This is a genomic window from Octadecabacter temperatus (assembly GCF_001187845.1).
In the GTDB taxonomy this organism is placed as follows: domain Bacteria; phylum Pseudomonadota; class Alphaproteobacteria; order Rhodobacterales; family Rhodobacteraceae; genus Octadecabacter; species Octadecabacter temperatus.
This window is the reverse complement of the sequence record NZ_CP012160.1, coordinates 1,999,218-2,023,009: the sequence shown is the minus strand read 5'-3', so window position 1 is coordinate 2,023,009 and position 23,792 is coordinate 1,999,218. Positions and strand designations below refer to the sequence as shown.

Sequence of the window (23,792 nt, the reverse complement as noted above, 5' to 3'; positions counted from 1 at the left end):
GGGCCTTTTCTTTTGCGCGCACACGCGGCACATATAGCCAATGACCAAACACCATGACCAAGACACCGCCCGCATGGGTCGCCAAGTTGCAATTGTGATTGCCTGTGCAGGTTTGCTTAGCATTTTTGCGCCACAACTGACGCGACTATTGGGGGCAACACCACGCGTTGAGATGTTGTTTTACCTTATCTCGCTCGCTGCGTTCATTTGGTCACTGGTGGTGACGTGGAAGCTATGGCAAAAGACACGCGATAAATGATACCTTCGCACCAGTGTGAAGAAGACTGAGGAAACCGTTCCATGCTCGCAGATAAAGACCGCATTTTTACGAACCTGTACGGGATGCACGATCGCACGCTAAAAGGCGCGCAAAAGCGGGGCCATTGGGATGGCACGGCTGGCATCATCAAAAAAGGTCGTGAGTGGATCATCGACAACATGAAGGCCTCTGGCCTGCGTGGTCGTGGTGGCGCGGGTTTCCCGACAGGTCTTAAGTGGTCCTTCATGCCAAAAGAATCTGATGGCCGTCCTAGCTACCTAGTTGTGAACGCTGACGAATCCGAGCCGGGCACATGTAAAGACCGTGAAATCATGCGCCACGATCCGCATACGCTGATCGAGGGTTGCTTGATCGCGTCTTTCGCGATGAATGCGAACGCCTGCTACATCTACATCCGCGGCGAATACATCCGCGAAAAAGAAGCGCTTCAGGCTGCAATTGACGAAGCCTATGAAGCTGGCATGGTCGGTAAGAACGCTGCGAAGTCCGGTTGGGATTTCGACATCTATCTGCACCACGGGGCAGGGGCATACATTTGCGGTGAAGAAACTGCATTGCTCGAATCCCTTGAAGGCAAAAAGGGCATGCCACGCATGAAGCCGCCATTCCCGGCTGGTGCTGGTCTGTACGGTTGCCCAACAACAGTGAACAACGTCGAATCGATTGCTGTGGTTCCGACAATTTTGCGTCGCGGTCCTGAATGGTTCGCAGGCATGGGTCGCCCGAATAACGCGGGCACCAAGCTGTTTGCGATTTCTGGCCACGTGAACAACCCGTGCGTCGTCGAAGAAGAAATGTCGATTTCTTTCGAAGAGCTGATCGAGAAGCACTGCGGCGGTATTCGCGGCGGTTGGGACAACCTTAAGGCTGTGATCCCGGGTGGGTCGTCTGTGCCAATGGTGCGCGGTGAAAACATGCGCGATGCGATCATGGATTTTGATGCGCTGAAGGAAAAGGGGTCTTCCCTTGGCACCGCTGCGGTCATCGTGATGGACCAGTCTACTGACGTGATCAAAGCGATCTGGCGTTTGTCTAAATTCTACAAGCACGAATCTTGTGGTCAGTGTACGCCGTGTCGCGAAGGTACCGGCTGGATGATGCGCGTGATGGATCGTCTGGTTAAAGGCGATGCGGATCCTGCGGAAATCGACATGCTGCTTGATGTGACCAAACAGGTCGAAGGCCACACAATCTGTGCGCTTGGCGACGCTGCGGCTTGGCCGATCCAAGGTCTCATCAAAAACTTCCGCGACGAGATCGAAGACCGCATTGCTCATAAACGCGGACCTGTGGCTGCGGAGTGATAGATGCGGGTGAGCCGAATTTCACAGTTTGGAATATTGTTACCCGTACTCACGGCGCTTAGTTCATGCTCTCCTGCTGGATATGCCGGCCCCCTCAGATCTGCTCTCGGGGTCAGCATACAAAATGATGCAGAGTATGAACGCGATGGCAGGGTTTTCGCAGCAGACTTTACAAACAATGCAATCATGTATCGCTTCGCTGTTGATGAGAACAATGTTCAACGCGAAGATGGGGTACATGTCGTTTCTTCTGATGTGCGTGTCAAAGACGTGCGAGTAAGTTTGGCGTCACCCGATGTTATAGGGCCAAACGACCGAGCCATAGCAGCTGAAATCGTGGCAACCTTCTGCGATGAAATCTCACGACGTATCGTCCGCGACCCGTTCGAATTTGGAATTTTACAAACGCAGGGGGGCGGCGCACCGGAGTGGCGTTATTCACAGGTTTGCGAATGAAAGCGTTTCTAGACGGCACCGCGAGTTTTCTCGCAGCTTTAGCAACATTAGCGATCTGCGGATTGCCGAGCTGGTTCACTTACAAAGCTATTGAGGCGAACGTCGCGCCGTGGTGGGCGTGGTTTGCGGTTGCTGCATTGTGTGGTGTTGGGATTTTGATGACGTTTGCTTTCTTACGCAAAGCTGCGGGTGGGATCGCCCCGTCGCGTGAGAGAAAGAGGCGATGAAGCTTTCGGTACCAGCGGCAATCGCGGCATTGGCTTTCGGAACGATGTCCTACGCAGATGGGCAGGTCGTTTCAGTCTCGCCATTGGAAACGTTGGAAGCGTCGACACGGATCGTCGAAATGCGCCAACTTAATAATGTGATTTATGTTCACGGCGGGGTTTTTGATGGCGCGGCAGCGGATCAAGTTGCGACATTCGCGATTACGCCTGACGACCAAGGGATTTGTTTGTTTCTTGTCGATGGATACCCTGCACAAGTGAATGGGTATGAATTCGAGTTGGCAAATGGTTACGCTGAATTGTTGGACATTCTGCTACCAAACTCTGGGAAACCTTCAGACGGCCACTACGAGAATTTTGTTGTCGAGATCGCGCAGAATGGAACGAAGACGAGCACTGAGATGTCGTTAAGTGATCCGCGAGCAAATCCGATGCTACAATACCTGACGCTAAATCGTTCGCCGTGTTGGACATTCGGATAATGCATCTCGCTGAACTCAACATTGGTCGCCTTTTTGCCCCTGTCGATGATCCGCGGGTTAAAGAATTCATGGATAACCTTGACCGTGTGAACGGCCTTGGGAAACGGATGCCCGGTTTCGTTTGGATGTCCGAGGGTTCTGGTGAGCCGGGGACGGGGAATACTGAAAACAGCATCGACGGTGATCCGCAGTTGGTATTCAACCTCACCGTCTGGGAAGACCTGCCCAGCCTTGAGGCGTTCGTTTACAAAACCATCCACGCTAAGTTCATGGACCGCAAAGCCGAATGGTTTGAAGTCTTGGACCAGCAGCACTTCGTGATGTGGTGGGTTGAAGAAGGCCACCAACCAACCCGCGATGAAGCTTTAGCGGTTCTGGATGATCTGCGGAAAAACGGTCCAAGTGAGCGGGCCTTCGGTTGGGACGAAATTCGCAAGAAATCGACATAAGGGCCGGTTAATAGCGGTATTTCCGCCGTAAAAGCGGATAACGCAGCTCTGCTATTGAATAGCAATCCCACTTATCCGACATCTACACCAACCACTGAGACCCCCTCAGTCTGTTTTGGAGACGAGCAAGATGATGACTTTGAAAAACACAATTACAGCGGCCGTTGTTGGGCTAACCCTCACGACATCCGCAACCGCGAACCCTGCAAACGTTGAACGCGTGACAGAAGGGCTGATTGCGGCAGGCATGGCGATCGAACTTGATGACAACTGCGGCAGCGTCAGCGTTCGCATGTTACGCGGTTTGAATTTCCTGCAAGGATTGAAGTCTCACCTGCAAGACCTTGGCTATTCCAATGACGAGATCGACGCTTACATTGACAACCGTTCCGAAAAGGCGCGCCTGGAGACAATAGCCCGTCAGCGTCTGAATTCGCTGGGGGTGCGTACGGATGATCCTGCGACCTATTGTACCGTCGCGCGCGCACAAATCGCACAAGGCACACAAGTCGGACAGTTGTTGCGTTAAAAACAACGGGTTTTTCAATGAGGCAAGGGCGGGGTTTTCGGACTCCGCCTTTGTTGTTTCCCTTAATTTTTTCTGGCAGTTTTTCGTAGGTTTCGGGCTAGCAAATCACGCGCGTGCGGGATAGAACGCAGGGGAATTTGGCAGCCCTGTTTTGGGCCTGCTTGGTGCATAAGCCATACGGGAACAGGGAACACGCCCATGTCCGATCTGCGCAAGATCATCATCGACGACAATGAAGTAGAAGTGTCGGGCGCTATGACGCTCATTCAGGCTTGCGAAGAAGCCGGCATTGAAATCCCACGGTTCTGTTATCACGAACGCCTTTCCATCGCTGGCAACTGCCGCATGTGTCTGGTCGAAGTTGTAGGTGGCCCGCCGAAACCCGCAGCATCCTGTGCGATGCAGGTGCGCGATTTGCGCCCCGGTCCGGAGGGGCAACCCCCTGTAGTTAAAACAAATTCTCCGATGGTGAAGAAAGCACGCGAAGGCGTGATGGAATTCCTCCTCATCAACCACCCGCTTGATTGCCCGATTTGCGACCAAGGTGGTGAGTGTGATTTGCAAGATCAGGCGATGGCTTATGGCGTCGACTTTTCCCGTTACCGAGAAGCCAAACGTGCGTCTGATGACCTCGATCTTGGCCCGCTCGTAGAGACTCACATGACGCGCTGCATTTCTTGTACGCGCTGCGTTCGCTTCACGACTGAGGTCGCGGGGATTTCGCAGATGGGTCAAACAGGACGCGGTGAAGATTCGGAAATCACAAGCTATTTGGGTGAAACACTCGACAGCAACATGCAGGGTAACATCATTGATTTGTGTCCTGTTGGTGCGCTGGTTTCAAAACCTTACGCGTTTACGGCCCGTCCTTGGGAGTTGACCAAGACAGAATCCATCGACGTAATGGATGCGCTTGGCTCTAACATTCGTGTCGACACCAAAGGCCGCGAAGTCATGCGCTTCTTGCCGCGCAACCACGACGGCGTGAATGAGGAATGGATTTCCGATAAGACACGTTTCGTCTGGGACGGTCTGCGTCGCCAGCGTTTGGACACGCCCTACATCCGTGAAAACGGCAAGCTGCGCAAAGCAGGTTGGGATGAGGCGCTGAAAGCTGCGGCTGCTGCGATGTCCGGCAAAAAGGTTGCAGGTTTGATCGGTGATCTGGCCAATACGGAAAGCGCGTTTGCGCTGAAGGCCTTGGTTGAAGGGCAGGGCGGTGTTGTTGAATGCCGCGTTGATAGTGCCAAGCTGCCAGCGGGTAATCGTTCCGGCTATGTGGGCAACGCCACGATCGAAGATCTTGATGATGCGCAATACGTGATGTTCATCGGCACGAACCCCGTTGTCGAAGCGCCAGTGCTGAACGCCCGCGTTCGCCGTGCTTGGACCAACGGCTGTAATGTCGATCTGATCGGTGAAGCCGTTGATCTGACATATGACTACAACCACAAAGGCACGGATCGCGCAGCGCTTCAGGCCATTCTGGACACGAAGCCTGCCAAGAAGATTGTCGATAACCCATCTGTTGTCGTGCTTGGCCAAGGCGCTTTGCAAGAGGCGGACGGCGCGGCCGTTCTCGCTGCGGCGATGCAAATGTGTGAGGCATCCAAGTCCAAACTGTTGATCCTGCACACGGCTGCTGGTCGCGTTGGTGCGATGGATGTGGATGCGACGAACAAGGATGGCATGAAAGCCGTCGAAGCGGCGGAGGTTGTTTACAACCTTGGCGCTGACGAAGTTGAAATCGCTGCCGGTCCGTTTGTGATTTACCAAGGCTCGCACGGGGATCGTGGTGCGCATCGCGCTGATATCATCCTGCCAGCTGCGGCCTACACTGAAGAAAACGCGCTGTTCGTGAACACCGAAGGCCGCCCGCAATTGGCGATGCGTTCTGGGTTTGCACCTGGTGAAGCCAAAGAAAACTGGGCGATTTTGCGTGCGCTGTCGTCCGAGCTGGGCGCGCAGCAACCTTGGGATAGCCTTGCAGGTCTGCGCCAAGCGCTTGTCGCCGCGCACCCGCATTTGGGTGACGTTGACGGTGTTGCTGAAAATGAGTGGCAGCCGGTTAAGACGGGCAAGTTTGGCAAAGCGACGTTCCGCAGTGCCGTGAAGGACTTCTACCTAACCAACCCGATTGCCCGCGCATCCCAGCTTATGGCTGAGCTGAGCAGCAATGCCAAAAAGCGGGCTGAAGCCCCGATCGCTGCGGAGTAATGATGCGTCCAGCGATCATAGCAATGTCAGCGCTCGCAGCCTGTGAGACGACCCCAATCGTGCCGGAAGGCGCGGTGAGCTATGATGGTATTGAGACGCGTTTGCTGGACGGGGATTTGGTGAACTTTCGCGTGAAAGTGACCAACACAATTGAACGCCAAGACGTGGCGGACTACGCGGAATGTGCGGCCGCACAATACGCACTAATACGTGGCTACGGGTTTGCACGAAATGTGCGCACGCTCGTGGATGAAGAGGGTGGCATTTGGACGGGGGATGCTGTTTACACCATCTCGCCCGCTTTGCCGCGTGGATCGAGAACGATAGACGCAGAAGTGACCGTTGCCGAATGTGCGCGCCGGTCCATTCCGACGGTCTGAGGGAAGCGAATGATTGAATTTTTCACAACCACAAATCTTGGGATCATCCTGTTGATCCTTGGTCAATGTTTGTTGGTTTTGGTTCCACTTTTGGTCGCCTTGGCGTTCCTTATGTATGCTGACCGCAAGATCTGGGCAGCCGTGCAAATGCGCAAAGGCCCCAACGTGGTTGGCGCGTTTGGCCTGCTGCAATCCTTCGCGGATTTCATCAAATATATCGTCAAAGAAGTCGTTGTGCCTGCGGGTGCTGACAAGGCGGTGTTCTTCCTTGCGCCGATGATCTCGTTCACGCTGGCTGTGGTCGCGTGGTCGGTTATCCCGTTCAACGATGGTTGGGTTATTTCCAACATCAACGTGGCCATTTTGTTCGTGATGGCTGTGTCCTCATTGGAGGTTTATGGCGTGATCATGGGCGGTTGGGCGTCCAACTCGAAGTATCCATTCCTTGGCTCGTTGCGCTCAGCGGCGCAGATGATTTCTTACGAAGTCTCGCTCGGGTTGATCATCATCGGTGTGATTATTTCCACGGGTTCGATGAACTTCGGTGCAATCGTTAACGCACAAGAAGGCGATTTGGGCCTGTTGAACTGGTACTTCATCCCGCACTTCCCGATGGTATTCCTGTTCTTTATCAGCGCCTTGGCTGAAACTAACCGCCCGCCGTTCGACCTTCCGGAAGCGGAATCAGAATTGGTTGCAGGCTATCAGGTTGAATACTCATCCACGCCGTTCCTGTTGTTCATGATCGGTGAATTGATGGCCGTTGTGTTGATGTGCGCCCTCGTAACCCTGTTGTTCTTTGGTGGCTGGTTGTCCCCAGTTGGCTTCTTGCCGGATGGCATCTTGTGGTTCGTCGGAAAAATGGCCTTGGCGTTCTTTATGTTCGCAATGGTGAAGGCGATCACGCCGCGCTACCGCTACGACCAACTGATGCGCGTTGGTTGGAAAATCTTCCTACCGCTGTCCCTGTTCTGGGTTGTGCTGGTCGCGTTCCTTGCAAAATTCGAAGTAGCTGGTGGCTTCTGGGCCCGCTACGCGATTGGAGGCTGATATGAGCCAGATTGATTACACACGGCACGCCAAGTATTTCTTGATGACGGATATCATCAAAGGGTTCGCCCTTGGGTTCAAATACTTCTTCGCGCCTAAGGCGACGTTGAACTATCCGCATGAAAAGGGGCCACTTAGCCCGCGTTTTCGTGGTGAGCACGCGTTGCGCCGTTACCCGAACGGCGAAGAGCGCTGCATTGCCTGTAAACTGTGCGAAGCGGTTTGCCCGGCGCAGGCGATCACCATTGATGCGGAACCGCGCGATGATGGTTCGCGCCGCACCACACGCTATGACATCGACATGACAAAATGCATCTACTGTGGTTTCTGCCAAGAAGCCTGCCCAGTGGACGCGATTGTCGAAGGCCCGAATTTCGAGTTCTCCACGGAAACACGTGAAGAACTCTACTACGACAAAGAAAAGCTCTTGGATAACGGCGACCGTTGGGAAGCCGAAATTGCACGCAACCTTGAACTGGATGCACCGTACCGATGAACGCGGATACCACTACATATGAACGCGGTCAGGCCCTGTCGGAGACGGTAAATCCCGGCATGGAGCAGGCTTTGGCGAAGCGCTACGATGCGCTTGTGCCTGGGCTGTCGCGTATGGTGGTTGAGGTGCCTTATGGTACGTTCTACAGCCGTGGTGTTGTGGACGAAAAGACGCGCCTGCTGGCGACCGTTGCTGCATTGACGGCACAGGGCGGGCAGACAAAGCCACAGTTGAAAGTCAACATTGCAAGCGCGCGCGCCGTTGGTGCGAGCCGTGAAGAAATCTGTGAGATTATTTACCAGATGACGCTCTATGGCGGCTTCCCTGCGATGATCAACGGTATGAATACCGCGATCGAAGTTTTCGAAGCGGAGGATTCCGCGTGAACGACAACAATCCCTTTGATGCATGGATGAAGGCCGGTCAGGACTGGGCTAAGGGCGTAAGCCCTGAGTTCGCTGACGTGATGGCCGAGTCTATGAAAGGGGTAGAAGACCTATTTCCTACGATGTCCAAGGACATGATGGAAAAGTTCATGGGCAAGGGGGCGAACCCTGATGCGCTGGACGCGAAGACCAAACTGTTGTTGACGCTGCAAGGCCTGACTATTCAGGGCGCCTTAAACGCGACAATGATGGCGGAACCACAGATCAAGCTGACCGTACGCCACGCACTTGAGGCCAGCGCAACCCAGCAAGAAGTGACTGAGACGATTGCACTGTCGGGCATGTTCGGCGGCGCACCTGCAATGACCAAGGCCATGGAATTGGCCCAAGAGGTGTTCGCTAAGAATGCCGCCAAGAAGGACGACGCGACATGACACCTTTAGTGATTGCCTTTTACGCCTTCGCGGTGACGACAATTTCAGGCGGTTTGATGACCGTGCTGGCACGCAACCCTGTGCACTCTGTGCTTTGGTTGATCCTTGCGTTCCTGTCGTCAGCGGGTTTGTTCGTGCTTCTCGGCGCTGAATTCGTCGCGATGCTGCTGATCATTGTTTATGTCGGCGCCGTGGCCGTGTTGTTCCTGTTCGTCGTTATGATGCTTGACGTGGACTTTGCAGAACTCAAGGCCGAAATGGCGCGCTATATGCCGCTGGCCCTGCTGATTGGCGTTGTTTTGTTGATGCAACTGGCAATTGCCTTTGGCGTCTGGGGCTTCTCGGACGGCGTTGATAGCCGTCTTGCGCAGCCGATTACTGATGCTGAGAACACCAAACAGCTTGGCCTGATCATGTACGATCAATACTTCCTGATCTTCCAACTCGCGGGTCTAATCCTGCTGGTCGCAATGATAGGTGCGATTGTACTGACACTGCGCCACCGCACAGATGTGAAACGCCAAGACGTGATGACCCAGATGTCGCGCGATCCGGCGCAGGCGATGGAACTCAAAGACGTTAAACCGGGGCAGGGGCTGTAATCATGATCGGACTTGAACATTACTTAACGGTCGCAGCATCGCTGTTTGTCATCGGCATCTTCGGGCTTTTCTTGAACCGTAAGAACGTCATCATCCTGTTGATGAGCATCGAATTGATGCTGTTGGCAGTGAACATCAACATGGTCGCATTCTCATCCTTCCTGGGTGACCTCGTCGGGCAGGTCTTTACCTTGTTCGTCCTGACGGTCGCCGCCGCTGAGGCCGCGATCGGCCTTGCGATCCTCGTATGTTTCTTCCGCAACCGCGGCACCATCGACGTTGAAGATGTCAACGTCATGAAAGGCTAAGACTAATGGAACAGATAATCCTATTCGCCCCATTGGTCGGCGCCATCATTGGCGGCTTTGGCTGGAAAATCATCGGTGAGACAGCGGCACAGTGGCTGACCACGGGCTTGTTGTTCTTGGCGGCGTTCCTGTCTTGGGTGATCATGCTGACGTTCGATGCGTCCGCACATGATAATGGTTACTACACCATCGACATCATGCGTTGGATCCAATCCGGCACATTGGACACATCATGGGGCATCCGAATTGACCGTCTGACCGCGATCATGCTGGTCGTGATCAACACGGTTTCTGCGCTGGTTCACCTCTATTCCTTTGGCTACATGGCCCACGACGAACAGTTCCCAGACACCCCGTATAAGGCGCGCTTCTTTGCGTATCTGTCGTTCTTTACTTTCGCGATGTTGATGCTGGTGACAGCGGGCAACCTTGTGCAGATGTTCTTTGGCTGGGAAGGTGTGGGCGTCGCGTCTTATCTGTTGATCGGCTTCTACTATAAGAAACCATCCGCCAACGCCGCTGCGATTAAAGCGTTTGTTGTCAACCGTGTGGGTGACTTTGGCTTTGCGCTCGGTATCTTTGCGATTTTCTACGTCACGGGTTCCATCAACTTCGATGTGATCTTTGCTGAAGCAGGGACGATCGCGGAAACAACGCTGCACTTCTTGTGGCGCGATTGGAACGCGGCTGAGGTTATTGCCCTGCTGTTGTTCATCGGTGCGATGGGTAAATCGGCGCAGTTGATCCTGCACACTTGGCTTCCAGACGCGATGGAAGGCCCGACACCTGTGTCCGCGCTGATCCACGCTGCGACAATGGTTACAGCGGGTGTTTTCCTTGTCTGCCGCATGTCCCCGATCATGGAATTCGCACCATCAGCGACATCCTTTATCGTGTTCCTTGGCGCGACAACCGCGTTCTTCGCCGCGACGGTTGGCCTAGTGCAAAACGACATCAAACGGGTCATCGCCTATTCCACGTGTTCGCAGCTCGGGTACATGTTCGTGGCCGCTGGTCTTGGTGTGTATTCCGTCGCGATGTTCCACCTGTTCACACACGCCTTCTTTAAGGCGATGTTGTTCCTTGGTGCGGGTTCTGTGATTCACGGAATGCACCATGAACAAGACATGCGGAACTATGGTGGTTTGCGTCACAAGCTTCCGTGGACTTTCCGTGCCATGATGATCGGCACCTTGGCGATCACGGGCTTTGGTATTCCGCTGCTGTATATCGGCTTCCCGGTTGGGTTCGCGGGCTTTGTGTCCAAAGATGCGATCATTGAAAGTGCTTATGCTGGCACCGCTGGCGGCTACGCCTTCTGGATGCTGGTTATCGCGGCGCTTTTCACATCATTCTACAGCTGGCGCCTTATTTTCCTGACGTTCTACGGCAAGCCACGTGGCGACAAGCACACGCATGAGCACGCCCATGAATCGCCAAAGGTTATGCTGGCTCCGCTCGCGATCCTTGCTGTCGGTGCAATCTTTGCCGGTATGGTTTTCTACAAGCCGTTCTTTGGGAACGCGAAATACGTGGGCCAGTACTTTGGTGTTGCTTACGCTGAGCAAGGCCATGGCGATGATCACGCGATGGACGGTCACACAGACGAAACACATGCAGACGATGAACATGCAGCAACCGTTGACGAACATCACGGCGACGAAGAAGTTGCGCACGCTGACGACGCTCACGCGACTGAAACGGATGACCACGGCGAAACGCACTACGTGTTCGACGGTGAGCCAGGGCAGGGCGCGATCTATGTGGCGCATGACAACACCACATTGGACGATGCACACCTCGTTCCGGTTTGGGTAAAGCTGTCACCGTTCTTTGCGATGATCCTTGGTTTTGCGACGGCATGGTTGTTCTATATCCGCAGCCCGCATCTGCCGCGCAAGCTGGCAGAACAGCAGGCACCGCTGTACAACTTCTTGCTCAACAAATGGTACTTTGATGAGCTTTACGATGCGATCTTCGTGAAGCCAGCGATGTGGCTTGGTAACTTCTTGTGGAAGCGCGGCGATGGCAATGTCATCGACGGCAGCTTGAACGGGATTGCACTGGGCATCATTCCAAAACTGACAAAACTCGCGGGCCGCGCGCAGTCCGGTTACGTCTTCACCTACGCGTTTGCGATGGTGATCGGGATCGTGGTGATCCTGACCTACTTTACCATCACGGGGAGCTATGAATAATGGATAACCTTCTTTCCATCACCACATTCATCCCCGCAATCGCGGCGGCAATTTTGGCGCTGTTCCTGCGTGGTGACGACGAAGCTGCACAGCGCAACGCCAAGTGGGTAGCAATGGCCGCCACGGCGATGACGTTTCTTGTGTCGCTGTTCATCTTGTTCGGGTTTGATGCGAGCAACACTGATTTCCAGTTCGTTGAAGAACGCACATGGATCATGGGCTTCACCTATAAGATGGGTATCGACGGAATTTCGATCCTGTTTGTCATGCTTACTACGTTCTTGATGCCAATCGTGATCGCGTCCTGCTGGACCGTGAACACCCGCGTTAAAGAATACATGATTGCATTCCTGTTGCTTGAAACGCTGATGCTGGGCGTGTTCATGGCGCTCGATCTGGTGCTGTTCTACCTGTTCTTTGAAGCTGGCCTGATCCCGATGTTCTTGATCATCGGCATCTGGGGCGGCGCGAACCGCATCTATGCTTCTTTTAAGTTCTTCCTCTACACCTTCCTCGGCTCTGTGCTGATGTTGGTTGCGATGGTCGGCATGTATTCAGCGGCAGGCACGACGGATATTCCATCCCTGATGGGCTTCCCGTTCGGCACTGACACGTTCTCAATCCTTGGCATTCAGATCATCGGTGGCATGCAGACACTGCTGTGGCTGGCGTTCTTTGCCTCCTTCGCGGTGAAAATGCCGATGTGGCCTGTCCACACATGGCTTCCAGATGCGCACGTTCAAGCGCCAACAGCGGGTTCTGTCGTACTGGCTGCGATCCTGTTGAAGATGGGTGGCTACGGCTTCTTGCGCTTCAGCTTGCCGATGTTCCCAATCGGGTCTGAGGTCATGGGCACAATGGTGCTGTGGATGTCCGCAATCGCGATTGTTTACACATCGCTTGTTGCGCTCGTTCAGGAAGATATGAAAAAGCTGATCGCCTATTCATCCGTCGCCCACATGGGTTTCGTAACGATGGGTATCTTCACGTTCAACCAACAGGGCCTTGATGGTGCGATCTTCCAGATGCTGTCACACGGCTTTATCTCTGGTGCGTTGTTCTTGTGTGTTGGCGTGATTTACGACCGCATGCACACACGCGAAATCGATGCCTATGGTGGTCTTGTGAACCGGATGCCGGCCTACGCGCTGATCTTCATGTTCTTCACGATGGCCAACGTTGGTTTGCCTGGCACGTCTGGCTTCGTTGGTGAATTCCTGACGTTGATGGCGGTCTTCCAAGTGAACACTTGGGTTGCGGCTGTTGCGACAACGGGTGTGATCTTCTCGGCGGCTTACGCGCTGTGGCTGTATCGCCGCGTTGTCATGGGCGATCTGATCAAGGAAAGCCTGAAATCCATCACTGACATGAACACGCGTGAGCGTTGGATCTTTGCGCCGCTCGTCATCATGACCCTTCTGCTGGGTGTCTACCCCAGCCTTGTCACCGATATTATCGGGCCATCGGTCGCCGCTCTGGTTGACCAAGTTGAAACTGCACAAGCGGCCTTCACGCCGTCCGCTGCATCTGTGGCCTCGCATTAAGGAACTGAATTGATGTTGTCCCAAGACCTGAACACCATCCTGCCCGAAATCATCCTGTCGCTGTTTGCGATGGCTGCAATGCTGGGCGCGGTTTACACGGTGAAAGACAAAGCGGCGACGCTGCTGGTCTGGATCACGTCCGGCCTGTTTGTCGCTTTGGCATTCTGGATCGGCACCACGGGCGAGGGGACAACGACAGCCTTCAACGGCATGTTCGTGGATGACGCATTCAGCCGCTTCGCCAAGGTTACGATCTTGCTGGCTGCCGCTGCCGTTCTGATCATGAGCCAAGAATACATGGCGAAGCGTGACCTGCTGCGGTTCGAATACCCGATCCTGATCGCACTGTCCGTTGTCGGTATGATGATGATGGTGTCGGCTGGCGATTTGATGTCGCTTTACATGGGCCTCGAGCTGCAGTCATTGGCACTGTATGTCGTTGCGTCTTTGCGTCGCGACTCTGTGAAATCCACTGAGGCTGGCCTGAAGTACTTTGTGCTTGGCGCGTTGTCGTCCGGTTTGCTGCTTTACGGGGCGTCCCTGACATACGGTTTCGCAGGCACCACCGCGTTTACGGGCATCATAGAGGCGACGTCTGATGGCGTGTCCCTTGGGTTGCTGTTCGGTCTTGTGTTCATGTCCGCTGGCTTCGCGTTCAAAGTGTCCGCAGCGCCGTTCCACATGTGGACGCCAGACGTTTACGAGGGTTCACCAACACCGGTGACTGCGTTCTTTGCGACGGCCCCGAAGGTCGCTGCGATGGGCTTGTTCGCCCGGGTGATGCATGACGCATTCGGCAATTCAGTTTCCGACTGGCAGCAAATCATCGCATTCCTGTCTGTGGTTTCCATGTTCCTTGGTGCGATCGCCGCGATCGGCCAGACTGACATCAAGCGCTTGATGGCGTATTCCTCCATCGCGCACATGGGCTTTGCCTTGATGGGCCTGGCGTCTGGTACGGCGTTTGGCGTGCAGGCGATGCTGGTTTACCTCGCGATCTATGTCGCGATGAACATCGGTACCTTCGCGTTCATCCTGTCTTTGCAAAAAGACGGCGTTCCGGTCACAAATATCGCGTCCTTGAACATGTATTCCAAGCGTGAGCCTGTGAAGGCGCTCGCGATGTTGATCCTGTTGTTCTCACTTGCAGGCGTTCCACCAATGCTCGGCTTCTTTGGTAAGTTCTACGTGCTGCAGGCCGCTTACGAAGCAGGCCTCGCTTGGTTGGCTGTTGCCGGTGTTGTCGCATCCGTAATCGGCGCGTTCTACTACCTGCGCATCGTGTTCTTCATGTACTTCGGCACTGAACAGGACGAGCAGTTGGATGCCAGCGGATCACCTGTTCTCTGGGGCTTCTTGGTGGCATCTGCTGCTGTGATGATCCTCGGCGTGATCAATCTGTTTGGGATTGAGCCACTGGCCGAAGCTGCGTCGCTCGCACTTGTTAACTAAGGTTCCTGAATGGCCAGCTGGGGTTGGCCATCAGCAATTCCTAGAAGTTTCTTCGACACTTGATGTTGCTCGCCAAGAAGCGGGGCAGTTCCCGAACGCGACTTGGTTCACAGCCACACTCCAAACTGCGTCGCGGGGGCGTCGTGGTCGCTCATGGGTCGCGCCCGAAGGCAATTTCTACGGCACGCTATCAATCCCTTGTACGAACCCCGTAATCGCGCCATTGCGCAGCTTTGTCGCTGCATTGGCACTGCATGACGCGCTTCGCGGCGTGATGGGCGAGGGGCCAACACTGGCGTTGAAATGGCCCAATGATGTTTTGCTAAATAGCGGAAAAGTTGGCGGCATCCTTCTTGAAAGTCTGATGGTGCAGGGCCAGATGTGGGGCGTGGCGGTTGGCATCGGGGTAAATCTGATCGCAGCCCCAAGCATCGCCCAAGTCGAAGGCGGCGCGGTTTACCCGGTGTCCGTAAAGGGCGAATCTGGCGAGGACGTCACGCCAGACGCCTTCCTCAAACACTTAGCGCCAGCATTCGCGCATTGGGACGCTCAACTAACATCTTACGGTTTTAACGGGATCCGCACCGCTTGGCTTGATCGCGCTGCCCGTATTGGTGAGACAATTACGGCACGTCTTTCAAACGAAGAAGTTACGGGGCGCTTTGAAACTGTGGATGAAAACGGTTATCTGGTGCTCAACACACCCAAAGGCACGCGCCAAATCGCGGCAGGGGATGTCTTTTTCTAAAAGGCTACACTAAGGAACGACCATGCTATTGTGCATTGATACAGGAAACACCAACACAGTCTTCGCCCTTTGGGACGGGGATGAATTCCTATGCACATTCCGCACCTCAACCGAATGGCAACGCACGGCGGACCAGTATTTCGTTTGGTGGACCACGCTGCTGACGCATCACAAGATTGATGCGCAAGTCGACGAGGTTATAATCTCGTCCACGGTGCCGCGCGTTGTGTTCAACCTGCGCGTCATGGCGGACCGTTATTTCAACACGCGTCCCTATGTGGTGTCCAAGCCAGATTGCCTGCTGCCCACGCCGCCGCGCGTGGACGAAGGCACTGCGATTGGGCCCGACCGTTTGGTCAACACCGCTGGGGCATATGATCGCCACGGCGGAGATCTGATCGTCGTAGATTTCGGCACTGCGACCACATTTGATGTGGTGGCAAGCGATGGTGCCTATGTGGGGGGCGTCATTGCGCCCGGTGTGAACCTCAGCCTTGAGGCACTGCACCAAGCGGCCGCAGCGTTGCCCCATGTCGATATTACCAAACCGCAATCCGTCATCGGAACCAACACCGTGGATTGCATGCAATCAGGCGTTTTCTGGGGCTACATCGGCCTCATCAATGGCGTCTGTGAAAGAATTAAGGGTGAGTACGACCGCCCCATGACTGTCGTAGGAACTGGAGGGTTAGCCCCACTGTTTTCAAGTGGTTACGCCCTTTTTGATACAATTGAAGATGACCTGACGATGCACGGATTGACCGTGATCCACAGGTTCAACAAGGACAACAATAACTAAAATGACTAAAGCTAGATTGATGTATCTCCCCCTCGGTGGCGCGGGCGAGATCGGTATGAATTGTTATGTCTACGGCTATGGCCCTGCGGATGCAGAACGCCTGATCGTCGTGGACCTTGGGGTCACGTTCCCCGATATGGACGGCACACCTGGCGTGGATTTGATCCTGCCAGACGTAAGCTGGCTTGAAGAACGCAAGAACCAGATTGAAGCGATCTTTATTACCCACGGCCACGAAGATCACGTTGGCGCTGTCGGGCACCTTTACGAACGCCTTGGCGCGCCGATTTATGCGCGTGCGTTCACGGCCAACCTTGCACGCCGCAAGATGTCCGAACACGGGTATTCCGACAAAACGGTTAAGACCGTCGGCAAGTGGCCTGAAACCGTGAAGGCGGGTCCGTTTGAAGTTGGTTTCGTGCCAATCTCACACTCTATCCCTGAAAGCTCCGGTCTTGTGATCGACAGCAAGGGCGGGCGCATTGTTCACACAGGCGATTTCAAAATCGACGTGAACCCCGGTATTGGTGAGCCGTTCGACCACGATCTTTGGGAATCCCTTGGCAAAGACGGCGTTAAGGCGCTGGTGATCGATTCCACCAATGTGTTTTCCCGCGAAGAGGGGCGCTCGGAGTCCACTGTCGGACCTGAGATTGAACGTTTCTTGAAAGAAGCCACAGGCATGGTAGCCGCGACAACATTCGCGTCTAACGTCAGCCGTGTTCGCACGATCGCACAGGCGGCGGACCGTGCGGGTCGTTCCGTGTGTTTGTTGGGCCGTTCCATGCGCCGCATGGTCGAAGCCGCGACTGAAGTCGGCATTCTGGATGATTTCCCAACGGTGATTTCACCAGAAGACGTTGGCAGCATGCCGCGTGAAAACGTGTTGCTGTTGGTCACCGGATCGCAGGGCGAGCGCCGTGCAGCGTCCGCGCAATTGGCGAATGGCAAGTACATGGGGCTGACGATGAAAGAGGGCGACACGTTCCTGTTCTCTTCCAAAACCATTCCTGGAAACGAGAAGGGCGTCATCCATATTATGAACCAATTCAGTGAGTTGGGCGTTGATGTCGTCGACGATTCCAGTGGCGGACTTTACCACGTTTCCGGCCACGCGAACCGTCCTGATCTGGACGTCATGCGTGATCTTATCAAACCACAGACCGTGATCCCAATGCATGGTGAACACCGTCACCTGCGCGAACACGTCAAAGTCGCGGAAACCGCTGGCGTGCAGGGCGTGCTGGCTGTGAACGGGATGATGATCGATTTATCTGGCAACAAACCAAAGGTGGTTGAGCACATCGAAACCGGCCGCATGTATCTGGATGGCTCCGTAAAGGTCGGCCAGTTTGACGGCGTGATCCGCGACCGTATCCGTATGGCGCTGAACGGCCATGTGCTGGTGACGTTGATCATCGATGAAAACGGCGACCCGCTTGGCGATCCGTGGTGCGAAGTGTCCGGTCTGTCCGAAATGGGCCGCAACAACGCGCCTTTGGTGGACGTGTTGGAAGAAGACCTGAGCCAGTTCTTGGGTCGTGCTGACGACAAGACGATTGCGGATGATGTGAGGCTTGAAAAAGAGCTGCGCACCGTAACCCGCAAAAGCGCCCAAGGTGAGATCGGTAAAAAGCCAGAAGTGACGATTGTGATTTCACGTCTGGCTTAAGACCTGACGACATAACGCAAAAGGCCCGCACAGTGTGCGGGCCTTTTTTGTTTAGGTATGTTCGTCAATTACTTAGTGAGTTTGGCAACCAAGCGACGCGTGATTGGTGCAACGAACAGCACGACCGGAAATCCGATCGCCCAACTCGACATCCATGAACCGAACCATGCGCCCAAGAACGGGATTTCGGGCGGGAGCGCACGCACTGTCACGATGGCAGACACAACCCCTGTCATCAGAAACGACAGAATTAAACCAAACAAGATATGTGAGTAACGTGCTGGTATCATTGGTTAGCTTCCGTGGCGCTCGTCAAAGCTTTTGGCGATAAAATCGGGGGCACTATCCCCCATGCCGACGATCTTAGGACCGCGATCATTGTTGTCACGGTTTCCGCCGCCACCACGATTGCGCCCGCCGCGTGAACGCTTGGGCTTGTCTGTTGTGTCCTGACGTGGCGCTTCAGCTGCTTTTGGTGCTTCCACCTTAGGCTCTTCGGCTTTGGGCGCTGGTGCGTCTTGCTTCGGCGTTTCTGCCTTAACTTCAACGGGTGCAGCTTCAGCTTTTGCAGTATCGCTTTTACGACCACGTCCACCACGAATGCGAGTCCGCTTTGGCTTGTCCTCAGCTGGAGCTGAATCCTGTTTGGATTCATCCGCAGCGACAGCTTTCGGCGTTCCGCCAGGCATTTCGACCCGTGGGATTGTCATTTCGACAAGACGTTCGATGTCATCGAAGTTCTTCTCGTCGCGCGGGGTGCAAATCATGATTGTTGTACCCTTTTTGCCCGCACGACCCGTGCGACCAATCCGGTGAACATAGTCTTCAGCATGGCTCGGAACGTCGTAGTTGAACACGTGGGACACGTTCGGAATATCAAGACCACGGGCTGCCACGTCAGACGCCACGAGGAAGCGCAACGTACCATCGCGGAACCCTGCAAGGGTCTTCATCCGGTGCGTTTGGTCCAGATCACCGTGAATAGGGGAGGCATCAAGCCCCGCCTTGGTCATGGATTTTGCAACAGCATCTACGTCGATCTTGCGGTTACAGAAGATGATCCCATTGCGGCATTCATCGCCTTCGCTTTTGATCAGGTCACGCAGCAGCTTCTGTTTTTCAACGGCCTGCTTTTGGCCGCCTTTGAACATCACCACACCTTGCTTGATGTTCTCAGACGTCGTCGCCGCACGGGCCACTTCGACTTTGGCTGGGTTGGACAAGAACGTATTGGTAATGCGCTCGATTTCCGGTGCCATCGTCGCAGAGAAGAACAATGTTTGGCGCGTGAATGGTGTCAGGCCGAAAATGCGTTCGATATCTGGGATGAAACCCATGTCGAGCATCCGGTCAGCTTCGTCGATGACCATGATTTTCACGTCAGACAGGATCAGCTTGCCGCGCTCAAAATGGTCAAGCAGGCGGCCAGGCGTCGCGATCAGAACGTCAACGCCGCGATCAATCAGCGCGTCTTGTTCTTTGAACGAAACGCCACCAATCAGCAGGGCCTTCGTCAGTTTTGTGTGCTTGGCATAGGCATCGAAGTTTTCGGCAACCTGTGCTGCCAATTCACGCGTTGGGGCCAGCACCAAGGAACGCGGCATACGCGCCCGTGCGCGGCCGCGCTTAAGCATGGAAATCATCGGCAGCGTGAAGCTGGCGGTTTTACCGGTACCCGTTTGGGCAATGCCAAGAACGTCACGACCTTCAAGGGCAGGGGGAATCGCCCCAGCTTGAATAGGGGTCGGCGTTTCGTAGCCGGTTTCTTCGACGGCCTTGAGGACCTTCTTGTCGAGGTTTAAGTCACTGAATTTGGTCAATTTAATCCTTTCGCGGAGTTTGCAGCAGTAAGCCGCAATCGTCACGCGGCTGGGCTGGCCGTATTGCCTGCCCTTTTGGGTGGCAAACACCTACGTCCGAGGCGTGATAACGTCAAGTAAACAAAGGGGTTAGCCTGCGGAGGGGTGCAAATGGGGGGTATATCCGCCACGCAACACGGCAATCATCGGGGGCGCGGTCAGAACGCAAACAAGGCCCGTTGGCCGTGGTTTCGCTGCGCCGTAACCCGTCGGCGCGTAAGGGAAAGCCGCCCCATTCGACAGCAAATAGGCTCGGTCAGTTTTGATAAACGTCCCATCGGGCAGGTCACGTGCTTCGGCTTTGTGGGTCTGAAGGCGGCGGGCCCCGTGAACAGCGCGCGCATTGTGCAGCACGGCGTCCATTTGCGGGGCTTTCAAGTTTTCACCCCAAGCATCTAAAAACGCGTTATAATGTGATCGTCTGCAATATGCGCAGGGGCGGTGGCCGGCCGCCATTGCGACAGCTTCATCTAGGAAAAACAGCTCCGTCCAGTTACGCCCGCTCATCACATCGCGGCGCCTATTTTGCCAGTTCAGCGTGCAACAAATCCATGCGCGGTGCTTCCACAGCGCCGCGCCCATGACTTTGTCAGAGGTATGCAATATCCCGCGATTACCAGTGAACAACCCGCGCGACGGGACATCCAAGATTTGGCCATCAGGCTGGACGCGGTTGCGTAGGGTCAGAGCGCGTGCGCGCCGCTAAGAAGCGTGGTCTGCCATGTTTCGGGATCTGTTACCGTTTCCAATGCGCCACGAAGGGTCACGCGTTTACCTTCTTCAAAGGCAATCGGGGCGGCCATGGACACCTGCAAAGACGTGCCGTGTTCGGGCGATCCGCAGAACGGGCAGAAGCCCATGTCTGAAATCAAAATGAAATCCGAAATCTCGGCGCCTTCATTCAGCGGAACGAGGTAGCCGCTGATGTCGAACTGCTCAACGCCGTTTTCGATGGAAGACGGGAATACTTTGCGCACTTCGTAGGACGTTTCAGTGACAATCTCTTCGATTTCGATTTGCGAAAGGAGGTCCCATTGGGCCGCGTTGTCATCTGCCCAAACAACAGACGCCCCGATGGTCAGGGGGGCGGAAAGGGCAAACATTGAAACTGTGGGCTTTGGCATTTGGAAACTCCGTCACTGTTGGTCGAGATTCTAAGACGCTTACGGCACGTGAACCAGCACAAGATTTTCTGATCGGCGAGTTGTTGCGGATCGGACTCAGGCTAGGCCATCATTTCCTTGGTCGCGGTGAGGGCAACATCTGGGTAGTCGCGTGCAACGCGGTCGATGTCCCATTGCAGGCGCGTCAGGTAAACGGTGTCGCCGTCACTGTCCGTGCCGATGTGCTGTTTGTTGGCCGCAGCAAATTTATCAACCGCGTCTTTGTCGCCAGACACCCAACGTGCTGATGTGAACTGGGATTGTTCAAATCGGACGGGCAGGCCGTATTCCAATTCAATGCGGCTGGCCAAAACTTCAAACTGAAGCGGGCCAACAACACCAACGATGAAACCGGAACCGAATGATGGCTTGAAGACCTTCGCGGCACCTTCTTCGGCGAATTGCATCAGCGCCTTTTCAAGGTGCTTGGACTTCAACGGATCGCCTGCGCGCACGCCCTGCAACAGTTCCGGTGCAAAGGACGGGATGCCCTTAACCTGCAACGCTTCGCCCTCGGTCAATGTATCCCCGATGCGCAATTGGCCGTGGTTTGGGATGCCGATGATGTCGCCGGCCCATGCTTCTTCAGCCAGTTCGCGGTCTGATGCGAGGAACAGAACGGGGTTCGAAATCGTCATCTGTTTCTTGCTGCGCACGTGGGTCAGTTTTTGCCCACGGGTGAAGTGACCGGACGCCATCCGCACGAACGCTACGCGGTCGCGGTGTTTTGGGTCCATGTTGGCCTGAACTTTGAACACGAAGCCCGCGACCTTCTTTTCTTCGGGCAGAATGGTACGCGGCTGTGCGGTTTGTGGCTGGGGTTCGGGGCCGTAGTTGGCGATCCCTTCCATCAATTCACGCACGCCAAACGAATTCACGGCAGAGCCGAACCAGATCGGGGTCATCGTGCCCTCAAGAACCGCTTTTGGGTCGAGTTTCGGCAGCAGTTCTTTCGCCATCTCAATCTCTTCGCGGAACTGCGCGAGGAGGGGAGCTGAGACATGCTCTTCCCATTTCGGGTCATCGAGCCCGTTGATCTCAATGCTTTCGGCAACTGTGTTGCGATCCGCGCGGTCCATAATATCAAGACGATCCCGCAGGATGTCGTAACAGCCAATAAAATCGCGGCCAACGCCGATGGGCCAACTGGCTGGGGTTACATCAATCGCAAGGTTTTCTTGGATTTCATCAATAATCTCAAACGTATCGCGGCTTTCGCGGTCCATCTTGTTACAGAACGTCAAGATTGGCAGATCGCGCAGGCGGCAGACCTCAAACAGCTTTTGCGTTTGGGATTCCACGCCTTTGGCGCCGTCAATCACCATAACAGCCGCGTCAACGGCCGTCAGCGTGCGGTAGGTGTCTTCCGAGAAGTCAGAGTGACCCGGTGTATCCACAAGATTGTAGCGGAAGTGTTTGTAATCAAACGACATCGCAGAGGCCGAAACGGAAATGCCGCGGTCCTTTTCCATCTGCATAAAGTCGGACCGCGTGCGGCGCGCTTCGCCTTTTGCACGCACTTGACCCGCCATCTGGATCGCCCCGCCAAACAATAGGAACTTTTCCGTCAGGGTCGTCTTACCGGCATCGGGATGCGAAATAATCGCAAAGGTCCGGCGGCGGGCAATTTCAGCGGGAAGGTCAGGGCGATTTGTCATGTGTCGCGCTATATCGGGACACCTCGACAAGAGCAATCAAGACTACGTGTTGATAGGACTAGCTTGAGGACGCCTTTTTCAAAAGCGACACAATATCTGGGCGGTTGGCGAGGCTTTCGGTCACTTCGAAATCGCGATGCGGAGCGTCCATGTGTTCGGCCGCGCCTGCCTCAGCCGGCAGAGCAGCGCGGGTGCGGGCATCAACCAGCAACGTTTCAGCGGCAATGCCTTCGGCGTAGATAATCTGATGATCGTCAAAAAGGATCTGGAAGAAATCAACAAACCCACCATCCTTCTGATAGACGGTGTCGTCATTGATGAGGTGGCGCACTTTGACAAGAACCTCAGATCGGCCAGCACCAAGCTTGTCTTCGCGTTGATAGATAAACAGGCGGTGATCGGGGCTGAGAACCAAGTCGCGGGTGTTGAACAATGCGCCCTCGGTAATCACGACGGGGGCGTAATCCCCGACTGCGCGCAAAGTGGTTTCCCCGATCCAGCGGATTTCTTGCGGTCCAGCGTCGCGGGTCAGCACGCGGTCACCGATTTTGAGATCTTCAATTGGAACCTGTGCGCCGGATGCCAGCGTGATGTGCGTACCACGGGCAAATCGCACACAAGCAACATCGCCGAACTTGGCCGCAGCCGTATCGCGGTCCGCACCGACAAGGCGGTAATCATATTCAGCCTGCAGATTGGCCAGTGGCATTAGATAAACTTCTGCCGCTTCATCGCCTTCGACTTCAACCAAGATCAGCGCTTCGTAGGTTGTGCTGTCTGGCGCCATAAGCGTGATGACGCAGTCGAGGTAGAGCAAATTTCCTGGCGCTCCGATCTCGGAGTCGTCGGCGATCACAAACGCAGTTCCGTCACCCTTTTCGTAAGTTAGGGCCTTACGGGGCGTGTCCGCGATCATTTGATAAACGTCATCAAGGACGAGCTCGTCCATGAATGCAATGCCGTCACCCTCAGCGACGCCGTCAGTGACAACGAACATGTCGGACGCGAAAACAGCGATGGTGTTGCGGGCAGTTTCAGGCATTCGGGGTACTCTACTCAAACAAGGGTGGCCATTACTAAGAAACTTACCTTAGAAATG

Annotated in this window: 27 protein-coding genes; 21 read left to right on the top strand and 6 right to left on the bottom strand. The window is 54.9% G+C overall.

Annotation, left to right across the window (positions count from 1 at the left end; all coding sequences use genetic code 11):
* Nucleotides 1–40: 40 nt before the first annotated feature.
* From OSB_RS10195 to OSB_RS10095, 21 genes are all read left to right on the top strand, one after another.
* A complete protein-coding gene (locus tag OSB_RS10195) occupies nucleotides 41–259 on the top strand; it encodes a DUF5337 family protein (protein WP_049834901.1) in 219 nt (72 codons plus the stop codon).
* Nucleotides 260–300: 41 nt separating this feature from the next.
* On the top strand, nucleotides 301–1,584 hold the full coding sequence (nuoF, locus tag OSB_RS10190; RefSeq protein WP_049834900.1) for an NADH-quinone oxidoreductase subunit NuoF: 1,284 nt from the start codon (nucleotides 301–303) through the stop codon (nucleotides 1,582–1,584).
* A gap of 186 nt (nucleotides 1,585–1,770) precedes the next feature.
* Nucleotides 1,771–2,040 carry a hypothetical protein gene (locus OSB_RS10185; protein ID WP_049834899.1) on the top strand — a complete coding sequence of 90 codons (270 nt, stop codon included), beginning with the start codon at nucleotides 1,771–1,773 and terminating at the stop codon, nucleotides 2,038–2,040.
* Nucleotides 2,037–2,267: a hypothetical protein gene (locus OSB_RS10180; protein WP_049834898.1), complete on the top strand. Its 231-nt coding sequence runs from the start codon at nucleotides 2,037–2,039 to the stop codon at nucleotides 2,265–2,267. The genes OSB_RS10185 and OSB_RS10180 overlap by 4 nt, the downstream gene beginning before the upstream one ends.
* Nucleotides 2,264–2,749, top strand: a complete 486-nt coding sequence (locus OSB_RS10175) for a hypothetical protein (RefSeq protein WP_049834897.1) — start codon at nucleotides 2,264–2,266, stop codon at nucleotides 2,747–2,749. The genes OSB_RS10180 and OSB_RS10175 overlap by 4 nt, the downstream gene beginning before the upstream one ends.
* Entirely contained in the window at nucleotides 2,749–3,198 is a 450-nt protein-coding gene (locus tag OSB_RS10170; protein ID WP_049834896.1) for a DUF3291 domain-containing protein, read from the top strand. The genes OSB_RS10175 and OSB_RS10170 overlap by 1 nt, the downstream gene beginning before the upstream one ends.
* Nucleotides 3,199–3,328: 130 nt before the next feature.
* Nucleotides 3,329–3,727 carry a DUF5333 domain-containing protein gene (locus OSB_RS10165; protein WP_049834895.1) on the top strand — a complete coding sequence of 133 codons (399 nt, stop codon included), beginning with the start codon at nucleotides 3,329–3,331 and terminating at the stop codon, nucleotides 3,725–3,727.
* A gap of 198 nt (nucleotides 3,728–3,925) precedes the next feature.
* Nucleotides 3,926–5,944: an NADH-quinone oxidoreductase subunit NuoG gene (gene nuoG / locus OSB_RS10160; protein ID WP_049834894.1), complete on the top strand. Its 2,019-nt coding sequence runs from the start codon at nucleotides 3,926–3,928 to the stop codon at nucleotides 5,942–5,944.
* On the top strand, nucleotides 5,944–6,324 hold the full coding sequence (locus OSB_RS10155) for a hypothetical protein (RefSeq protein ID WP_049834893.1): 381 nt from the start codon (nucleotides 5,944–5,946) through the stop codon (nucleotides 6,322–6,324). Before nuoG ends, OSB_RS10155 begins: the two co-directional genes overlap by 1 nt.
* Before the next feature lie 9 nt (nucleotides 6,325–6,333).
* Nucleotides 6,334–7,374 carry an NADH-quinone oxidoreductase subunit NuoH gene (nuoH, locus tag OSB_RS10150; RefSeq protein ID WP_049834892.1) on the top strand — a complete coding sequence of 347 codons (1,041 nt, stop codon included), beginning with the start codon at nucleotides 6,334–6,336 and terminating at the stop codon, nucleotides 7,372–7,374.
* A 1-nt stretch (nucleotide 7,375) separates the two neighbouring features.
* On the top strand, nucleotides 7,376–7,870 hold the full coding sequence (nuoI, locus tag OSB_RS10145) for an NADH-quinone oxidoreductase subunit NuoI (RefSeq protein ID WP_049834891.1): 495 nt from the start codon (nucleotides 7,376–7,378) through the stop codon (nucleotides 7,868–7,870).
* Complete coding sequence (locus tag OSB_RS10140; protein WP_049834890.1) at nucleotides 7,867–8,256, top strand: carboxymuconolactone decarboxylase family protein; 390 nt, start codon at nucleotides 7,867–7,869, stop codon at nucleotides 8,254–8,256. Before nuoI ends, OSB_RS10140 begins: the two co-directional genes overlap by 4 nt.
* Entirely contained in the window at nucleotides 8,253–8,690 is a 438-nt protein-coding gene (locus OSB_RS10135) for a carboxymuconolactone decarboxylase family protein (protein WP_234967371.1), read from the top strand. The genes OSB_RS10140 and OSB_RS10135 overlap by 4 nt, the downstream gene beginning before the upstream one ends.
* A complete protein-coding gene (locus OSB_RS10130; RefSeq protein ID WP_049834889.1) occupies nucleotides 8,687–9,292 on the top strand; it encodes an NADH-quinone oxidoreductase subunit J in 606 nt (201 codons plus the stop codon). The genes OSB_RS10135 and OSB_RS10130 overlap by 4 nt, the downstream gene beginning before the upstream one ends.
* Nucleotides 9,293–9,294: 2 nt before the next feature.
* The gene (gene nuoK, locus OSB_RS10125; RefSeq protein WP_049834888.1) at nucleotides 9,295–9,600 is read left to right on the top strand and encodes an NADH-quinone oxidoreductase subunit NuoK; all 306 of its coding nucleotides are present in this window, start codon (nucleotides 9,295–9,297) and stop codon (nucleotides 9,598–9,600) included.
* Between the two features lie 5 nt (nucleotides 9,601–9,605).
* Complete coding sequence (nuoL, locus tag OSB_RS10120; protein ID WP_049834887.1) at nucleotides 9,606–11,798, top strand: NADH-quinone oxidoreductase subunit L; 2,193 nt, start codon at nucleotides 9,606–9,608, stop codon at nucleotides 11,796–11,798.
* On the top strand, nucleotides 11,798–13,342 hold the full coding sequence (locus OSB_RS10115) for an NADH-quinone oxidoreductase subunit M (protein WP_049834886.1): 1,545 nt from the start codon (nucleotides 11,798–11,800) through the stop codon (nucleotides 13,340–13,342). Before nuoL ends, OSB_RS10115 begins: the two co-directional genes overlap by 1 nt.
* A 12-nt stretch (nucleotides 13,343–13,354) precedes the next feature.
* Nucleotides 13,355–14,794, top strand: coding sequence for an NADH-quinone oxidoreductase subunit NuoN (nuoN, locus tag OSB_RS10110; RefSeq protein ID WP_049834885.1), 1,440 nt, complete (start codon nucleotides 13,355–13,357; stop codon nucleotides 14,792–14,794).
* Nucleotides 14,784–15,542 (top strand): biotin--[acetyl-CoA-carboxylase] ligase, encoded by a 759-nt coding sequence (locus tag OSB_RS10105; protein WP_049834884.1) that lies wholly within the window; start codon nucleotides 14,784–14,786, stop codon nucleotides 15,540–15,542. Before nuoN ends, OSB_RS10105 begins: the two co-directional genes overlap by 11 nt.
* Before the next feature lie 22 nt (nucleotides 15,543–15,564).
* Nucleotides 15,565–16,341 carry a type III pantothenate kinase gene (locus OSB_RS10100; protein WP_049834883.1) on the top strand — a complete coding sequence of 259 codons (777 nt, stop codon included), beginning with the start codon at nucleotides 15,565–15,567 and terminating at the stop codon, nucleotides 16,339–16,341.
* 1 nt (nucleotide 16,342) lies between these two features.
* The gene (locus OSB_RS10095) at nucleotides 16,343–18,013 is read left to right on the top strand and encodes a ribonuclease J (RefSeq protein WP_049834882.1); all 1,671 of its coding nucleotides are present in this window, start codon (nucleotides 16,343–16,345) and stop codon (nucleotides 18,011–18,013) included.
* Between the two features lie 68 nt (nucleotides 18,014–18,081).
* Here OSB_RS10095 and OSB_RS10090 read toward each other — a convergent pair whose 3' ends face one another.
* From OSB_RS10090 to OSB_RS10065, 6 genes are all read right to left on the bottom strand, one after another.
* The gene (locus OSB_RS10090) at nucleotides 18,082–18,303 is read right to left on the bottom strand and encodes a DUF2798 domain-containing protein (protein ID WP_049834881.1); all 222 of its coding nucleotides are present in this window, start codon (nucleotides 18,301–18,303) and stop codon (nucleotides 18,082–18,084) included.
* Nucleotides 18,304–18,306: 3 nt separating this feature from the next.
* Nucleotides 18,307–19,833: a DEAD/DEAH box helicase gene (locus OSB_RS10085; protein WP_049834880.1), complete on the bottom strand. Its 1,527-nt coding sequence runs from the start codon at nucleotides 19,831–19,833 to the stop codon at nucleotides 18,307–18,309.
* A 129-nt stretch (nucleotides 19,834–19,962) separates the two neighbouring features.
* Complete coding sequence (locus tag OSB_RS10080) at nucleotides 19,963–20,520, bottom strand: hypothetical protein (protein ID WP_234967370.1); 558 nt, start codon at nucleotides 20,518–20,520, stop codon at nucleotides 19,963–19,965.
* Nucleotides 20,521–20,555: 35 nt separating this feature from the next.
* Nucleotides 20,556–20,996 carry a hypothetical protein gene (locus tag OSB_RS10075; protein ID WP_049834878.1) on the bottom strand — a complete coding sequence of 147 codons (441 nt, stop codon included), beginning with the start codon at nucleotides 20,994–20,996 and terminating at the stop codon, nucleotides 20,556–20,558.
* Between the two features lie 101 nt (nucleotides 20,997–21,097).
* Complete coding sequence (locus OSB_RS10070) at nucleotides 21,098–22,693, bottom strand: peptide chain release factor 3 (RefSeq protein WP_049834877.1); 1,596 nt, start codon at nucleotides 22,691–22,693, stop codon at nucleotides 21,098–21,100.
* 58 nt (nucleotides 22,694–22,751) lie between these two features.
* Nucleotides 22,752–23,735, bottom strand: a complete 984-nt coding sequence (locus OSB_RS10065) for a Hint domain-containing protein (protein ID WP_049834876.1) — start codon at nucleotides 23,733–23,735, stop codon at nucleotides 22,752–22,754.
* Nucleotides 23,736–23,792 lie beyond the last annotated feature (57 nt).

Excerpts from the sequence above, each read along its gene's own strand:
- OSB_RS10195 (WP_049834901.1), top strand. The coding sequence starts at position 41 with ATGACCAAACACCATGACCAAGACACCGCCCGCATGGGTCGCCAAGTT.
- nuoF (WP_049834900.1), top strand. The coding sequence starts at position 301 with ATGCTCGCAGATAAAGACCGCATTTTTACGAACCTGTACGGGATGCAC.
- OSB_RS10185 (WP_049834899.1), top strand. The coding sequence starts at position 1,771 with ATGTATCGCTTCGCTGTTGATGAGAACAATGTTCAACGCGAAGATGGG.
- OSB_RS10180 (WP_049834898.1), top strand. The coding sequence starts at position 2,037 with ATGAAAGCGTTTCTAGACGGCACCGCGAGTTTTCTCGCAGCTTTAGCA.
- OSB_RS10175 (WP_049834897.1), top strand. The coding sequence starts at position 2,264 with ATGAAGCTTTCGGTACCAGCGGCAATCGCGGCATTGGCTTTCGGAACG.
- OSB_RS10170 (WP_049834896.1), top strand. The coding sequence starts at position 2,749 with ATGCATCTCGCTGAACTCAACATTGGTCGCCTTTTTGCCCCTGTCGAT.
- OSB_RS10165 (WP_049834895.1), top strand. The coding sequence starts at position 3,329 with ATGATGACTTTGAAAAACACAATTACAGCGGCCGTTGTTGGGCTAACC.
- nuoG (WP_049834894.1), top strand. The coding sequence starts at position 3,926 with ATGTCCGATCTGCGCAAGATCATCATCGACGACAATGAAGTAGAAGTG.
- OSB_RS10155 (WP_049834893.1), top strand. The coding sequence starts at position 5,944 with ATGATGCGTCCAGCGATCATAGCAATGTCAGCGCTCGCAGCCTGTGAG.
- nuoH (WP_049834892.1), top strand. The coding sequence starts at position 6,334 with ATGATTGAATTTTTCACAACCACAAATCTTGGGATCATCCTGTTGATC.
- nuoI (WP_049834891.1), top strand. The coding sequence starts at position 7,376 with ATGAGCCAGATTGATTACACACGGCACGCCAAGTATTTCTTGATGACG.
- OSB_RS10140 (WP_049834890.1), top strand. The coding sequence starts at position 7,867 with ATGAACGCGGATACCACTACATATGAACGCGGTCAGGCCCTGTCGGAG.
- OSB_RS10130 (WP_049834889.1), top strand. The coding sequence starts at position 8,687 with ATGACACCTTTAGTGATTGCCTTTTACGCCTTCGCGGTGACGACAATT.
- nuoK (WP_049834888.1), top strand. The coding sequence starts at position 9,295 with ATGATCGGACTTGAACATTACTTAACGGTCGCAGCATCGCTGTTTGTC.
- nuoL (WP_049834887.1), top strand. The coding sequence starts at position 9,606 with ATGGAACAGATAATCCTATTCGCCCCATTGGTCGGCGCCATCATTGGC.
- OSB_RS10115 (WP_049834886.1), top strand. The coding sequence starts at position 11,798 with ATGGATAACCTTCTTTCCATCACCACATTCATCCCCGCAATCGCGGCG.
- nuoN (WP_049834885.1), top strand. The coding sequence starts at position 13,355 with ATGTTGTCCCAAGACCTGAACACCATCCTGCCCGAAATCATCCTGTCG.
- OSB_RS10100 (WP_049834883.1), top strand. The coding sequence starts at position 15,565 with ATGCTATTGTGCATTGATACAGGAAACACCAACACAGTCTTCGCCCTT.
- OSB_RS10095 (WP_049834882.1), top strand. The coding sequence starts at position 16,343 with ATGACTAAAGCTAGATTGATGTATCTCCCCCTCGGTGGCGCGGGCGAG.
- OSB_RS10090 (WP_049834881.1), bottom strand. The coding sequence starts at position 18,303 with ATGATACCAGCACGTTACTCACATATCTTGTTTGGTTTAATTCTGTCG.
- OSB_RS10075 (WP_049834878.1), bottom strand. The coding sequence starts at position 20,996 with ATGCCAAAGCCCACAGTTTCAATGTTTGCCCTTTCCGCCCCCCTGACC.
- OSB_RS10070 (WP_049834877.1), bottom strand. The coding sequence starts at position 22,693 with ATGACAAATCGCCCTGACCTTCCCGCTGAAATTGCCCGCCGCCGGACC.
- OSB_RS10065 (WP_049834876.1), bottom strand. The coding sequence starts at position 23,735 with ATGCCTGAAACTGCCCGCAACACCATCGCTGTTTTCGCGTCCGACATG.